Origin of the sequence: Streptomyces griseoviridis, assembly GCF_005222485.1 — a bacterium.
In the GTDB taxonomy this organism is placed as follows: Bacteria; Actinomycetota; Actinomycetes; order Streptomycetales; family Streptomycetaceae; genus Streptomyces; species Streptomyces hintoniae.
The window spans coordinates 7,327,571-7,340,849 of record NZ_CP029078.1 but is presented as its reverse complement, the minus strand read 5'-3'; the positions used below and the strand labels follow the sequence as shown (position 1 = coordinate 7,340,849).

The following is a 13,279-nucleotide window of genomic DNA, read 5'->3' as shown; positions in this document are numbered from 1 at the left end:
CGCACTTGAGGAGTGACCCGTGGGAAACCGCCGAGGGGCCCTGCGCACCACCACCGTGAGCGCCGTGTCCGTGAGCCTGATCGCCGCGGGCGCCCTGGTGGCCGCTCCCACCGCGCAGGCCGCCACCGGCATCCGGTTCGTCGACATCGCCGGCGACGGCGGCACCGTCCTGAAGGCGAACGTCGTCACCCCCGCGGGCGCCGACGGCACGCGCCGCTACCCGCTGCTCGTGCTGCCCACGAGTTGGGGGCTGCCCCAGGTCGAGTACGTCGCGCAGGCCCAGCAGCTCGCCGACTCCGGCTATGTCGTGGTGAGTTACAACGTGCGCGGCTTCTGGCAGTCGGGCGGCGAGATCGAGGTCGCCGGGCCGCAGGACACCGCCGACGCCTCCCAGGTGATCGACTGGGCGCTCGCCCACACCCCCGCCGACGCGGGCCACGTGGGCATGGCGGGCGTCTCCTACGGCGCCGGCATCGGGCTGCTGACGGCCGCGAAGGACCCGCGCGTCAAGGCGGTCGCCGCGCTCAGCGGCTGGGCCGACCTGATCGACTCGATCTACTCGGGACGCACCCAGCACCTCCAGGCCACCGCCCTGCTGGACGGCGCGAGCCTGGTCACCGGCCGGCAGAGCGCCGAACTGCGGCAGATCTTCGACGCCTTCTACTCTTCCGACCAGGCCAAGGAGCCGGATCTGATCGCCTGGGGGAAGAAACGTTCGGCCAGTAACTTTGTCGACCAGATCAACCGCAACGGCGCGGCGGTCATGCTGGCCAACGCCTGGGGCGACACCATCTTCCCGCCCAACCAGTACGCGGACTTCTACGAGAAGCTGACCGGCCCCAAGCGGCTCCAGTTCCGTCCGGGCGACCACGCCACCGCCGAGCTGACCGGCCTGCTGGGGCTGCCCAACGACGTGTGGACGGACACCGCGCGCTGGTTCGACCACTACCTCAAGGGCGCGGACAACGGCGTCGACCGCGAGCAGCCGGTGCGGCTGAAGTCCCGTTCCACGGGCGGCTACGAGGGCTACCCGGACTGGAAGTCGGTGGCCGCGACCGAACACAAGATCGCCCTCGCGGGCACCACGACCCTCCACACCAACGTCGACTCGGGGGCCGACGCCGGGGTGGTCTTCCTCTCCAGCGTCCTCGACCAGTTGGCCAAGGCGCCGCCCATGGCCTCCCTGCCGCTGCTGCCGCGCCGCTGGGCGGCCGTGTGGCAGTCGGAGAAGTACACCGCGGCCCAGCGGGTGCGCGGCACCGCCGCGCTGCACACCACCCTCACCCCGACCGCCGAGAGCGGCACCCTCATCGCCTACCTCTACGACGTGGGCCCGCTCGGCGTCGGCAAGCTGGTCAGCAACGCGCCCTACACGTTCCACGGGCGGACGCCGGGCAGGCCGTTCGGCGTCGACCTGGAGCTGTACTCCACGGCCTACGACGTCCCGGCGGGGCACCGGCTGGCGCTGGTCGTCGACACCGTCGACCCGCTCTACGTCGAGCACAACCCGTCCGGCGCGCGGCTGACCTTCTCCTCGCCCGGTCACGACCCGTCGTACGTGTCGATTCCGCTCGGCGAGCAGTGATCTCCGGCCGGCGCCGGGCGGGTATGGCTCTGTGAACTGCTGCCCCCTACGGTCTAGGGGCCGTGGGGGGATCCCCACCCGGCAGCAGCGTCCCGGGTTCGGCCGCGGCGACTTCCACGGCGTCGGTCTTGGGACTGTGCCGCTCCCGTCGGGACACCCAGCCGGCGAACCAGGAGAGCAGCATGCACATCCCGATGTAGATCGGCGAGATCACCATCACCACGGGGATGAACGGCAAATCGTAGTCGAGGTTCGATGCGATCAGCTTCCCGGCGTGGAGGAACTCCTCATATGTGATCAAATAGCCGAGCGAGGTGTCCTTCAGGGCCACCACCAACTGGCTGATGATCGCGGGCAGCATGGCCCGCACCGCCTGCGGCACCAGCACATGCGCCATGACCTGCGACTTGCGCATGCCGAGCGCGAACGCCGCCTCCCGCTGGCCGCGTTCGACGCTGTTGACACCCGAGCGGAACACCTCGGCGAGCACCGAGCCGTTGTACAGGGTGAGTCCGGTGACCAGCGCGGGCAGCGGCTGCACCTTCAGCGCCACGAAGACGAAGAAGATCATCACCAGGACGGGCATGGCCCGGAAGAACTCGACGACCGCGGTGGCCGCCCAGCGCACCGGACGGTGGTCGGAGAGCCGTCCCGCGGCGAGCAGTCCGCCGAGCGCCACCGACAGCGCGCCCGCGATGGCGAAGGCCTTGAGGGTGTTGCCGAGCCCGCGCAGCAGCAGTTCCTGAATTCCCTTGTACTCGAAGGGCATCCACTTCGTGTACGTGAACTGGTCGGTGTCGAACAGGAGATACAGGACCCAGCCGATCAGGGCGAGGAGCACGGCCGTGGACAACACCCCGTAGAGCCGGTGGCGTCGGCGGGTGCGGGGACCGGGCAGGTCGTAGAGGGCGGTGGCCTCGGTCATCGGGCGATCCCCCACTTCCGCTCCATCAGGTTGAACAGGGCGCTGATGGCGAGCGTGATGATCAGGTAGCCGACGGCGATCCAGACGAACGTCCAGACGATGTTGTAACCCAGCTCGCTCAACGTCTTGTAGGTGCCGAGCAGTTCGGTGACGCTGAAGGCGCCCGCGATGGCCGAGTTCTTGGCGAGCGCGATGAGGGTGGAGCCGATCGGCGCGATGACCGAGCGGAACGCCTGCGGCAGCACCACCACCCCGAGGGTCTGGCCGAAGGACATGCCCAGGCTGCGGGCCGCCTCGCCCTGTCCCGTGGGCACGGTGTTGATGCCCGCGCGCAGCGCCTCGCAGATGAACGCCGAGGTGTAGCAGCCGAGGGCGAGCACCGCGAACACCTGGAAGGGCAGCACCAGACCGAACCGGGGCAGCCCGAGCAGCACCGCGAAGAACAGCAGGGTGAGCGGGGTGTTGCGCAGGACGGTCACCCACACGGTGCCGAACACCCGCAGGGAGCCGACCGGGGCGACCCGGAAGGACGCCATCAGGAAGCCGAGCAGCAGCGCCAACAGCGAGGCGTAGACGGTGAGTTCGACGGTGCCGAGGAAACCGTGGGCGAACGTGGAGAAGTTGTCTGTCAGTACGTTCATGAGCCGGCCTGGTAACGGTCGATGGCGGGCGGTTTCGGTGCGGGCACGCCGGACAGGCCGAGCGTCGCGTCGTACGCCTTCTTCCAGTCGCCGTCCCGTTCACGGGCCTGGAGGGCGTCGTCGAGGGCGAAGCGCAGGGCGTTGTCGGAGTGCGGGACGCCGATGCCGTACGGCTCGCGGGAGAACGGCCTGCCGACGACCTTGAGTTCGTCGGGGGCCTTCGCCGCGTAGCCGATGAGGATGGCGTCGTCGGTGGTGACGGCGTCGACCTGGTAGGTCAGCAGGTTGTCGACGCAGATCGAGTAGGTGTCGTAGGAGACCAGGTCGGCCTTCGGGTAGTCGTCCTTGATCCGCTGGTACGGCGTCGAACCGGCGGCCGAGCAGACGCGTTTGCCGTCGAGGTCCTGCGGGCCGTCGATGTCGTGCTCGTCGCTGCGCACCAGCAGGGACTGTCCCGCCAGGTAGTAGGGGCCGGCGAAGCCGACCAGCTTCTTGCGGTTGGCGTTGATGGTGTAGGTGCCGACGTAGTAGTCGATCTGCCCGTTCTGCAGGGACGTCTCGCGGTTGGCGGAGGCGATGGTCTTGAAGCGGACGGTGTCCGGCGGGAAGCCGAGGGACGCCGACATCATCTTGGCGATCTCGATGTCGAATCCGGAGTAGGTGCCGGTGGCCGGGTCCTTCTCGCCCAGATAGGGCTGGTCCTCCTTGGCGCCGACGACGAGATGGCCGCGCCGCTCGGCCCGCCGCCAGGTCGGGGACGCGGGCAACTCGTAGCCCCGCGCGACCTGGTAGACGGGCAGCCGCTCGGCGGCCGGACCCTTGACGGGCGGACTGCCGTCCTTGCCGCAGGCGGCGGCGAGCAGCGCGACGAACACGGCAAGGGCCGTGCACACACGTGTGGTGCGGAACATGGATCGCCCTTCCGCGCTCAGTGCTTGAGGATCTTGGAGAGGAAGTCCTTGGCCCGCTCGCTGCGCGGCGCCGTGAAGAACTCCTCGGGGGCGCGGTCCTCGACGACCCGGCCGTCGGCCATGAACACCACGCGGTTGGCGGCGGAGCGGGCGAACCCCATCTCGTGGGTGACGACGACCATCGTCATGCCGTCCCTGGCGAGTTGCCGCATGACCTCCAGGACCTCGTTGATCATCTCGGGGTCGAGGGCCGAGGTCGGCTCGTCGAACAGCAGGGCCTTGGGCTCCATGGCGAGGGCGCGGGCGATGGCCACGCGCTGCTGCTGGCCGCCGGAGAGCTGCGCCGGGTACTTCGCGGCGTGCGCGGCGAGCCCGACCCGCTCCAGGAGTTCGAGGGAGCGCCGGTCGGCGTCGTCCCGCTTGCGGCGTCTGACCTTGGTCTGGGCGAGCGAGACGTTCTGCAGGACCGTCTTGTGGGCGAAGAGGTTGAACGACTGGAAGACCATGCCGACCTCGGCGCGCAGTCGCGCGAGCGCGCGGCCCTCCTCGGGCAGCGGCCTGCCGTCGAGCAGGATCGATCCGGACTGAATGGTCTCCAACCGGTTGACCGTGCGGCACAGCGTGGACTTCCCCGACCCCGAGGGGCCGATGACGACGACCACCTCCCCCTTCCCGACGGTGAGGCTGATGTCCCGCAGGACATGCAGCTCCCCGTAGTACTTGTTGACGTCACGCAGTTCGATCAACGGATCGACGGCCATTCGCAGCCCTACTCACTCTCAGCTGTGTCGTGGTTGCCGCAAACTATCCAGCCGAACATGAACCACGGTCACGACACGCAGTTTTCGGGCATTAGCCGTATTTACGCCGATTTTCAGATGTCAGGGCGCCGGGACATCAGGACGCCGGGGTCAGGACTCCGCCACCTCGGCGTAGAGCTGGGAGAGTTCGGGAACGCCGCTCGCGGCCCACTCCTGGCCGGCCGCGACGACGTCGAACTCACGGCCGGTGACGAGGCGGACGACGGGCTGGCCGTCCTCCCTGATCACCCAGCGCGCCTCCGGCACCGTCCGCACCAGCACGGTCCCCAGGTAGAGGCCGGCGTCGTTGCCGAGCCACGGCAGGATCTCTTCGTCGTCCCGCCAGCCGGGGACGAGTTGGTCGAGCGCCTCCAACGAGTCGGCCGAGTCGTCGAGTCGGACACCCGCCCGATGGGCGTGGTCCCGCAGGAGTTCGCACTCGGAAAGCAGTTCGGCGATGCCCTCCGGGTCGCGCGCCTGAGGGCTGCCGCGACGCCTGCCCAGGAAAGGGATGTTCATAGGCTCAGCGTCGCACCGAGGGCGGGCCCGGCACCACAGGGCGCGCGGGCCGCCGCGCCGGGCGCGGGAGGGCGGTCGCAGGAGCGCGGAGTTGGCCTGAGTGTCTCCTGCGCGCCCCCGTCACCCGTGGCTACTGTCTGGACGTCAGTTCCCCGGTGGGAAGGAAGTACGGACGTGCGTCCGAGATCCCTGGCACCAGGAGTCACCGCCGTCGTGCTCGCCGCGCTCCTGGGCGCCGTGCCCGCGGGGACCGCGCGGGCGGCCGACGGCACCGGCGGCGGCCCCAGCGGACCGCTGCCGCTGGCCCGCCTCTTCGACAACCGGGGTATCGGCGACGACGCCCATCCGGAGCGCGCCGACCTCGACGGCTCGGGCGGGTCGCTGTCCGCGCAGGACCTGACGGCAGCCGCCTGGACGCCCGGCCGCGCCCTCACCGTGCAGGGCGCCCGGCTGACCTGGCCGCGCACCCGCCCCGGCCGGCCGGACAACGTCCGTGCCGCGGGGCAGTCGGTCCGCGTGGGCGGGCGCGGTGACGCCCTCGCCTTCCTGGTGACGGGCACCGGCGGCGCGGACGTGGGCGGCTCGGGCACGGTCTCCTACCGTGACGGCACCCGCTCGACGTACCGGCTGACCGCGCCGGACTGGCGCGCGGGACCGGCCGCGACCAAGGCCGTGACTCTCCCCCACGTGAACACACCGGACGGCCGACTCACCACGCCCGCACGGCTGTACGCCGTCACCGCGGCGCTGCGCGCCGGCCGCGAGGTCGCGTCGGTGCGGCTGCCACGGGCGGCCGGTCTGCATGTGTTCGCGCTGTCGGTGCGGGCGTCCGGGCGCGGCTGGAGCGGGAGTTGGGCGGCGGCGACGTCCGGGCATCCGGCGCTCGGCCCGTGGAGCGACCGGACCCTGCGGCTGGTGGTGCACACCTCGGTGGGCGGGCCCCGGGTGCGGCTGCGGTTCGACAACACCTTCGCGTCGGCGCCGGTGCGGATCGCGGGCGCGACGGTGGCCGTGCAGGCGGCCGGGGCGGGCACGCGGCGGACGCCGGTCGCGCTCTCCTTCGGACGCGCGCCGGGCGTGGAGATCCCGGCAGGGGCGCAGGCGTTCAGCGATCCGCTGGCGTTCGCCGTGCCCGAGGACACCAACCTGCTGGTGAGCTTCCATCTGCCCGGGACCGTGCCCGCGGCTCCCGTGCACCGGCTCGCCGTGCAGCGCTCGTACCTGAGCGAGCCGGGCGACCACACGGCGGACGGCTCCGCGACCGCCTATACCACCGTGCTGACCAGTTGGCCGCTGCTGACCGGGGTGGACGTGGGCGGCGGTCCCGGCGCCGTGGTGGCGCTCGGGGACTCCATCACCGACGGCACCATGTCGACGACCGACGCCAACCGGCGCTGGCCGAACGTGCTGGCCGCCCGGCTGCTCGGGCAGCGCGCGGTGCCGCGCTACGGCGTGCTCAACGAGGGGATCTCGGGCAACCGGGTCACCGCCGAGGTCTACGCGGGCGACGGCATCTCGACGGACACGTCAGGGGTGAGCGCCCTGCACCGGTTCGACCGGGACGTCCTCGCCCAGACGTCGGCGCGCACGGTGATCGTCTTCGAGGGCATCAACGACGTCCGCTGGCAGGCGGGCGCGGGACAGGTGGTCGCGGGCCTGCGGGAGCTGGCGGAGCGCGGGCACGCGCGCGGGCTGCGGATGCTGGCCGCGACGCTGCTGCCCTGCGAGGGCGAGGCGCGCTGCACGGCCGCCGTCGACACCGAGCGGGTCGCCGTCAACGCCTGGATCCGGGACGCGGGCGTCTTCGACGGCGTCCTCGACTTCGACGCGGCCGTCCGTGACCCGGACCACCCCGCGCGCATCCTGCCCGGGTACGACAGCGGCGACCATCTGCACCCCGGGGACACGGGTCTCGCGGCGCTGGCGGACTCGGTGGACCTGCGGCTGCTGTAGGACCGTCCAGGCGCCCCGGGGCCGCACGGCCGCCGCGAGAAGCGGCGGCCCCCATGGTGGAGCCCTCTACGGCGGCCCCGTGGCGGAGCCGCTGTCACACCTCCAGGTCGACGACGACCGGGGCGTGGTCCGAGGCGCCCTTGCCCTTGCGCTCCTCGCGGTCCACGTAGGCGTCCTTCACGGCGTCGGCGAAGGGGGCGTTGCCGTACACCAGGTCGATCCGCATGCCGCGGTTCTTCGGGAAGGCGAGCTGCCGGTAGTCCCAGTACGAGTACGGGTGGTCGTACTTGAGGGGGCGCGGCACGATGTCCGCCAGGCCCGCGGCACGCAGGTCGGCGAGGGCGGCCCGCTCCGCGGGGGTGACATGGGTGAGGCCCTCGAACGCGGCCACGTCGAAGACGTCGTCGTCCGTCGGTGCCACGTTGTAGTCGCCGAGGACGGCGAAGGGGCGGGTGCCGGTGGCGTCCGTGGCGACGGCCGCCCTCAGGGCCTCGAACCACTGGAGCTTGTACGCGTAGTGCGGGTGGTCGACCTCGCGGCCGTTGGGCACGTACACCGACCAGACGCGGACCGGACCGCAGGTCGCGGAGACCGCGCGGGGCTCCTCGACGCCCTCGTACGCGGGACCGCCGGGCAGGCCCTTGACGACGTCGTCGAGGCCGACCCGGGAGAGCACCGCCACGCCGTTCCACCGGCCGGTCGCGTTGACGGCGGCCTCGTAGCCCAGCTCGCGCAGCGCCTCGAACGGGAACTGCTCCTCGGCCAGCTTGGCCTCCTGGAGGCAGAGCACGTCCGTGCCGCTGCTCTCCAGCCAGGCCAGCAGCCTCGGCAGGCGGGCGGTGATCGAGTTCACGTTCCAGGTCGCGATACGCATGCCCCACAACCTACCGGGCGGCACTGACAGCCCGGTCCCGCGCTCAGACCTCGGCGGAGGCGCCGGGCGCGAGCCGCAGGTGCTCAGCGTCGGCGAGGGCGTCGAGCTGCCGGTCGTAGACGGGCCTGGCGAGGTCGGTCAGGAGGGCGTCGTGGACGTCGTAGGTGCGCTCGGGCGCGACCTCGCGGACGTACTCGACGACCTCGGAGAGCTTGTTCCAGGGGGCCATCACCGGCAGCATCAGCGTCCCGACCGGACGGCCGGGCACGGTGAGGGCGTCCCCCGGGTGGAAGACCCGGCCGTCGTCGATCAGATAGCCGACGTTGGTGATGCGCGGGAGGTCCGGGTGGATGACGGCGTGCAGCTCGCCGTGGACCTGCACGTCGAAGCCGGCCGCGGTGAACGCGTCGCCGTGGCCGACGGTGTGGACACGGCCGGGGAAGGCGGCCGTGAGCTGGTCGGCGACGGACTTCAGGGTCCAGATCTCGACGGCGGGATCGGCGTCGAGGGCGGTCCGCAGGCGGCTCTCGTCGAAGTGGTCGGGGTGTTCGTGCGTGATGAGGATCGCGTCGGCGCCGAGCGCGGCGTCCGTCTCGCTGAAACCGCCCGGGTCGACGACGAGCGTCCGCCCGTCCTTCTCCAGGCGCACGCACGCGTGGGACATCTTCGTCAGTTTCATGCCTTCATCCTCCCTCGCACGGATCACCCCCGCTCGCTCCCCCGGCCGCTCACTCCTCGGGGGTGGTCTCCTCCCGGATGACCTTCTGCGCCACCCGGAACGCGCTGTTCGCGGCCGGTACCCCGCAGTACACGGCGGCCTGGAGCAGCACTTCCTTGATCTCGGCGGGGGTGAGGCCGTTGCGCAGTGCCGCGCGGGTGTGGAAGGCCAGCTCGTCGAGGTGGCCGCCCGCGACCAGGGCGGTGAGCGTGACGCAGCTGCGGGAGCGCCGGTCGAGCCCGGGGCGGTCCCAGATCTCGCCCCAGGCGTAGCGGGTGACGAACTCCTGGAAGTCGCCGGAGAACTCGTCCGCCTGCGACAGCGCCCGGTCCACGTGCGCGTCCCCGAGCACCTCGCGCCGCACCTTGATGCCCGCGTCGTAGGGGTCGGCGCGACCTCCGGCGGCGGGCTGCGGCGGGACGACGGCCGGGGCGATCTCGGCGATCGGCGAGGACTGCGGCGGCGCGGCCGGCACCAGCTTGGGCGGCATGACGGGGATCGCGATCTGCCCGGTCGTCGAGTCGAACGCGGGCTGCCAGGCGGTGGAGAAGTGCCGGATCAGCAGGTCGGTGACGGCGCCCGGCTGCTCGACCGGGACGAGGTGCGAGGCGCCGGGGACGACGGCGAGCCGGGCGTCCGGGATGCCGGCGACCAGGGTGCGGGCCTCGGCGGGCCCGGTGACCTGGTCGTCCGAGCCGACGAGGACCAGCGTGGGGACGCCGATGCTGCCCAGCTCGGTCCTGACGTCGAAGGCGGCCAGCGCCTCGCAGGAGGCGATGTAGCAGCCGGGGTCGGTGGTGCGCACCATCTGCACCGCCCACTCGGTGATCGCGGGCTGGGCCGCCGCGAACCCACCGGTGAACCAGCGTTCGGGCGAGGTCCGCGCGATCGGGTCGAGGCCGTTGGTGCGCACTATCACCCCGCGCTGACGGAACTCGTCGGCCGAGCCGAACCGGGGCGAGGCGGCGATCAGGGCGAGCGAGGCGACCCGCTCGGGGTGGCGCAGGGCGAGTTCGATGCCGATGGCGCCGCCGAACGCGCAGCCCGCGTAGCCGAACCGCTGCACCCCCAGCTCGTCCAGGGTGACCAGCAGCCGGCCGACCAGCTCGGAGACCGAGCCGGCCGGGTAGGCGGGGGCGCCGCCGTGACCGGGCAGATCGAAGCGGAAGACCCGCCACTGCTTGGTCAGTTCGGGCAGTTGACGGTCCCACATGTGCCAGGTGGTACCGAGGGAGGGTCCCAGAATCAGGGCTGGTAGGTGTTCCGGCCCGTCAAAGCGGTACTGCAGCGTCTCGTTCTTGCCTTCGATCACGGGTTCACACCTTCATCTGTCACGATCGGTCACACGCCCCCTGCGAGACCTCCCCATGCCTCCGCTGCTGGAAGCAGGTCCGCCACGTCTGGCTTCACGTACCACTTCTTCGTCGTCTTCACGTCCGTGTGCCCGGCCCCCTCGGCGAGCAGGTGATCCGGCACCCCCTGTTGGCGAGACACATGAAGCAAGACGCCCGAGCATCGTACAGACGGACCCTGCGAGGCAGTTGTCCTCCATGATGGCGTGCGCGCGCGGCCGGAGGTGTCGGCCGTTGGGGCGGTTCCGCGTTCGTCCACGAATCCACGACCAGGTGTCCACACGGGCGCCGTACCCGCCGCGGACGGCGGCTTCACCGCGGTGTGATCCGTTGTCCGCCACGATCGGGCGACCTCATAAGAACATTCGTTCCTTACGCGGTGTACTTTTGTTCCTGTGCGGGAGAAGGAAGCATCCCCGGGGCAGGAGACGGCGGGCGGCGAGGGCCGGCGCACGCGCCGTCACGATCCCCGGCGCAGGGAGCGCGTGCTCGACGCCGCGCTGGACGTGCTCGCGCGGGACGGGGTCGCCGGGATCACCCACCGCAAGGTGGCCGCGCGGGCGGACGTGCCGCTGGGCTCCGTCACCTACCACTTCGCGAGCCTGACCGAACTGTGCGCGCGGGCGTTCGCCCGGTACGTCCAGCAGCGGATCACCGAGTACGGGGCGCTCCTCGCCGAGGTGACCTCGCGCGAGGAGCTGATCGACGTCCTGGTGGACCAGGTGCGGGAGGTTCCGTCCCGGCACCGCAGCGCGATCCTCGGCTTCGAACTGCGCCTGGCCGCGTTGCGCGACCCCGCGCTGCGCGCGCTGACCCAGGAGTGGAGCAGGTCGAGCCGGGAGGCGCTGGCGCGCCTCACCGGGCCCGAGACCGCCGCCCGCCTCGACGCGCTCCTGGAAGGGATGATCATGCACACGCTGCTGTCCACGGAGCGGGAGCCCCGCGAGGTGACTCGGGCGACCATCGTGCAGACGCTCGGTCGAGCGAGCGGGTCGGGCACGTGAACGCCGCCGCCCCGCTGGTCCTCGCCGCCGTCATGGCCGCCCCCCTTGTCCTCGCGGGCGCCGCTCGTGCCACTCCACGGGTCACGCGCGCGGAGTCGGCCGGCTCCCCCGTCGTCGCGCCCGCCCCCTGAGCAGAGAGAGCAAGGAGCACACAGTGCCGACCACCGCCCCCGTGATCGACGTCAGCGAAGCCGACCTGGAGGACCTCCGTGCCCGGCTGCGCGCCACCCGGTGGCCCGAGCCCTGGCCCGTCGACGGCTGGGAGGCGGGCACCGACGCCGCCGAACTGCGCCGCCTCGTCGGGTACTGGGCCTCGGGCTACGACTGGCGGGCCCAGGAGGCAGCCGTCAACGCCCTGCCGTCGCACTTCGCCGACCTCGACGGCACACCGGTGCACTACCTCCGCTACGACGGCGAGCACCCCGACGCGCTGCCGATCGTGCTCACCCACGGCTGGCCGAGCACGGTCCTGGAACTCACCGCCCTCGCCGAACGCCTGGCCGTCCCCTCACGTCACGGAGGCGCCGCCCGGGACGCCTTCACCGTCATCGTCCCCTCACTGCCCGGCTTCGCCTTCTCCCCCCAGCGGCCCGCCCTCGACGGCACCGAGCAGACCCACGACCTCTGGCACCGGCTGATGCGCGACCACCTCGGCTTCGCCCGCTACGCGGCCCACGGCGGCGACCTGGGCGCCGGCATCACCTCCCGGCTCGCCGAAGCGCACCCCGAGGCCGTCGTCGGCATCCACCTGCTCGCCGTCGCGGCCCCGGCCGACCAGGAACCGGCCTCGTTGACCGCGCAGGAGCGGGCACACCTCGCCTCCGTCGCGGCCTGGCAGGCGGAGGAGGGCGGATACCTGCACCAGCAGAGCACCCGCCCTCTCACCCTCGCCCCCGCCCTCAACGACTCACCCGCGGGGCTGCTCTCCTGGATCCTGGAGAAGTACCGCGCGTGGAGCGACCGCGGCGGCGATCCGGCCGCCCGCTTCAGCGACGACTTCCTCCTCACCCAGGCGTCCCTCTACTGGTTCACCGCCACCATCTCCACGTCCTTCCGGCCGTACTACGAGTACGCGCACCAACTGACCCGGCGCGTACGGCGCGTGGAGGTCCCCACCGCCCTCGCGCAGTTCCCGGCCGACCTCTCCCGACCGCCACGAAGCTGGGCCGAGCGGACCTACCACCTCACGCGCCACACCTTCATGCCCCGCGGCGGCCACTTCGCCGCCCACGAGGAACCCGCCCTGCTCGCCGACGACATCACCACGTTCTTCCGCGATCTGCGCCACCGCCGGCCTGCCTGAGCGTCGCTTGCGGGCGGGCGCCGACGCCGCGCCTCAGTCGATCCGGACCCTCGCGCCCGGGGCCAACCGCCGGTAGCGGGCGGGGACTTCAGGGCCGCGCTCGCCGAGGAAGCCCTCGACCATGGCGGTGCCGACGTCGTTGAGGGCACCGTCATGCACGGCGTAGGCGTCGCGGGGCGCGACCTCGCGCAGATAGTCGATCAGGTCACCCACGGTCGACCAGGGAGCGTGCACGGGCAGCAGCAGCGTGCCGACCGGGGTGTCGGGGACGGTCAGGGCGTCGCCTGGATGGAAGACGGCTCCGTCCACGAGGAAGCCCACGTTGGGCACGCGCGGGACATCCGGGTGGATGACGGCGTGCCAGGCGCCGTGCACCGTGATGTCGAAGCCCGCCGCGCTGAAGGCGTCACCCTCCCCGACGGCGACGACCCGGGTGCCGAGGCCGTCCAGCCGCTTCGCGACGGCCGAGTTGGTCCAGATACGCAGCCCCGGACGCGCCTCCGCGACCCGGCGCAGCGCCTCTTCCGAGAAGTGGTCGAAGTGCTCGTGCGTCACGAGCACGGCGTCGACGCCCTCCAGCGCCGTCGCATCGGTCAGACCGCCCGGGTCGATGACCAGGCGGCGCCCGTCCTTCTCCAACCGCACACACGCATGACCGAACTTGGTGAGCTCCATGACCGGCACGCTCTCCTCT

The 13,279-nt window shown here is 71.8% G+C and carries 14 protein-coding genes; 5 read left to right on the top strand and 9 right to left on the bottom strand.

Annotation, left to right across the window (positions count from 1 at the left end):
* Positions 1-19: 19 nt before the first annotated feature.
* Positions 20-1,585 carry a CocE/NonD family hydrolase gene (locus tag DDJ31_RS31815; RefSeq protein WP_127176960.1) on the top strand — a complete coding sequence of 522 codons (1,566 nt, stop codon included), beginning with the start codon at positions 20-22 and terminating at the stop codon, positions 1,583-1,585.
* A gap of 46 nt (positions 1,586-1,631) precedes the next feature.
* Here DDJ31_RS31815 and DDJ31_RS31810 read toward each other — a convergent pair whose 3' ends face one another.
* From DDJ31_RS31810 to DDJ31_RS31790, 5 genes are all read right to left on the bottom strand, one after another.
* Positions 1,632-2,510 carry an amino acid ABC transporter permease gene (locus DDJ31_RS31810; protein ID WP_127176961.1) on the bottom strand — a complete coding sequence of 293 codons (879 nt, stop codon included), beginning with the start codon at positions 2,508-2,510 and terminating at the stop codon, positions 1,632-1,634.
* Complete coding sequence (locus tag DDJ31_RS31805; RefSeq protein ID WP_127176962.1) at positions 2,507-3,151, bottom strand: amino acid ABC transporter permease; 645 nt, start codon at positions 3,149-3,151, stop codon at positions 2,507-2,509. The genes DDJ31_RS31810 and DDJ31_RS31805 overlap by 4 nt, the downstream gene beginning before the upstream one ends.
* A complete protein-coding gene (locus tag DDJ31_RS31800; RefSeq protein ID WP_127176963.1) occupies positions 3,148-4,062 on the bottom strand; it encodes a glutamate ABC transporter substrate-binding protein in 915 nt (304 codons plus the stop codon). Before DDJ31_RS31800 ends, DDJ31_RS31805 begins: the two co-directional genes overlap by 4 nt.
* A 17-nt stretch (positions 4,063-4,079) precedes the next feature.
* Entirely contained in the window at positions 4,080-4,823 is a 744-nt protein-coding gene (locus tag DDJ31_RS31795; RefSeq protein WP_127176964.1) for an amino acid ABC transporter ATP-binding protein, read from the bottom strand.
* Positions 4,824-4,973: 150 nt separating this feature from the next.
* Entirely contained in the window at positions 4,974-5,381 is a 408-nt protein-coding gene (locus tag DDJ31_RS31790) for a DUF6278 family protein (protein WP_127176965.1), read from the bottom strand.
* A gap of 174 nt (positions 5,382-5,555) precedes the next feature.
* Between DDJ31_RS31790 and DDJ31_RS31785 the strand changes: the two genes are divergently transcribed.
* On the top strand, positions 5,556-7,334 hold the full coding sequence (locus DDJ31_RS31785) for an SGNH/GDSL hydrolase family protein (RefSeq protein ID WP_431026860.1): 1,779 nt from the start codon (positions 5,556-5,558) through the stop codon (positions 7,332-7,334).
* 94 nt (positions 7,335-7,428) lie between these two features.
* Here the strand turns inward: DDJ31_RS31785 and DDJ31_RS31780 are convergent, their stop codons facing one another.
* From DDJ31_RS31780 to pcaDC, 3 genes are read right to left on the bottom strand one after another with little or no spacing between them, the layout of a single operon-like run.
* Positions 7,429-8,208 (bottom strand): exodeoxyribonuclease III, encoded by a 780-nt coding sequence (locus DDJ31_RS31780; RefSeq protein WP_127176967.1) that lies wholly within the window; start codon positions 8,206-8,208, stop codon positions 7,429-7,431.
* A gap of 43 nt (positions 8,209-8,251) precedes the next feature.
* A complete protein-coding gene (locus DDJ31_RS31775) occupies positions 8,252-8,887 on the bottom strand; it encodes an MBL fold metallo-hydrolase (protein ID WP_127176968.1) in 636 nt (211 codons plus the stop codon).
* 49 nt (positions 8,888-8,936) lie between these two features.
* Positions 8,937-10,238: a bifunctional 3-oxoadipate enol-lactonase/4-carboxymuconolactone decarboxylase PcaDC gene (gene pcaDC, locus DDJ31_RS31770; RefSeq protein ID WP_127176969.1), complete on the bottom strand. Its 1,302-nt coding sequence runs from the start codon at positions 10,236-10,238 to the stop codon at positions 8,937-8,939.
* A gap of 435 nt (positions 10,239-10,673) precedes the next feature.
* On the opposite strand from pcaDC, the gene DDJ31_RS31765 reads away from it, so the two are divergent.
* Genes DDJ31_RS31765 through DDJ31_RS31760 form a run of 3 tightly spaced genes read left to right on the top strand, consistent with a single transcriptional unit; the run spans position 10,674 to position 12,585 of the window.
* Positions 10,674-11,282 carry a TetR/AcrR family transcriptional regulator gene (locus DDJ31_RS31765; protein WP_127176970.1) on the top strand — a complete coding sequence of 203 codons (609 nt, stop codon included), beginning with the start codon at positions 10,674-10,676 and terminating at the stop codon, positions 11,280-11,282.
* Positions 11,279-11,413 (top strand): hypothetical protein, encoded by a 135-nt coding sequence (locus tag DDJ31_RS39735; RefSeq protein ID WP_276319300.1) that lies wholly within the window; start codon positions 11,279-11,281, stop codon positions 11,411-11,413. The genes DDJ31_RS31765 and DDJ31_RS39735 overlap by 4 nt, the downstream gene beginning before the upstream one ends.
* 23 nt (positions 11,414-11,436) lie before the next feature.
* The gene (locus DDJ31_RS31760) at positions 11,437-12,585 is read left to right on the top strand and encodes an epoxide hydrolase family protein (RefSeq protein ID WP_206280638.1); all 1,149 of its coding nucleotides are present in this window, start codon (positions 11,437-11,439) and stop codon (positions 12,583-12,585) included.
* A 33-nt stretch (positions 12,586-12,618) separates the two neighbouring features.
* On the opposite strand, the gene DDJ31_RS31755 is transcribed toward DDJ31_RS31760, so the two are convergent.
* Positions 12,619-13,260, bottom strand: coding sequence for an MBL fold metallo-hydrolase (locus tag DDJ31_RS31755; RefSeq protein WP_164784858.1), 642 nt, complete (start codon positions 13,258-13,260; stop codon positions 12,619-12,621).
* Between the last annotated feature and the right edge of the window lie 19 nt (positions 13,261-13,279).

What these genes read in the sequence shown, in the direction of transcription:
- DDJ31_RS31810 (WP_127176961.1), bottom strand. Translation starts at nt 2,510, where the DNA reads ATGACCGAGGCCACCGCCCTCTACGACCTGCCCGGTCCCCGCACCCGC.
- DDJ31_RS31805 (WP_127176962.1), bottom strand. Translation starts at nt 3,151, where the DNA reads ATGAACGTACTGACAGACAACTTCTCCACGTTCGCCCACGGTTTCCTC.
- DDJ31_RS31800 (WP_127176963.1), bottom strand. Translation starts at nt 4,062, where the DNA reads ATGTTCCGCACCACACGTGTGTGCACGGCCCTTGCCGTGTTCGTCGCG.
- DDJ31_RS31795 (WP_127176964.1), bottom strand. Translation starts at nt 4,823, where the DNA reads ATGGCCGTCGATCCGTTGATCGAACTGCGTGACGTCAACAAGTACTAC.
- DDJ31_RS31790 (WP_127176965.1), bottom strand. Translation starts at nt 5,381, where the DNA reads ATGAACATCCCTTTCCTGGGCAGGCGTCGCGGCAGCCCTCAGGCGCGC.
- DDJ31_RS31780 (WP_127176967.1), bottom strand. Translation starts at nt 8,208, where the DNA reads ATGCGTATCGCGACCTGGAACGTGAACTCGATCACCGCCCGCCTGCCG.
- DDJ31_RS31775 (WP_127176968.1), bottom strand. Translation starts at nt 8,887, where the DNA reads ATGAAACTGACGAAGATGTCCCACGCGTGCGTGCGCCTGGAGAAGGAC.
- DDJ31_RS31755 (WP_164784858.1), bottom strand. Translation starts at nt 13,260, where the DNA reads ATGGAGCTCACCAAGTTCGGTCATGCGTGTGTGCGGTTGGAGAAGGAC.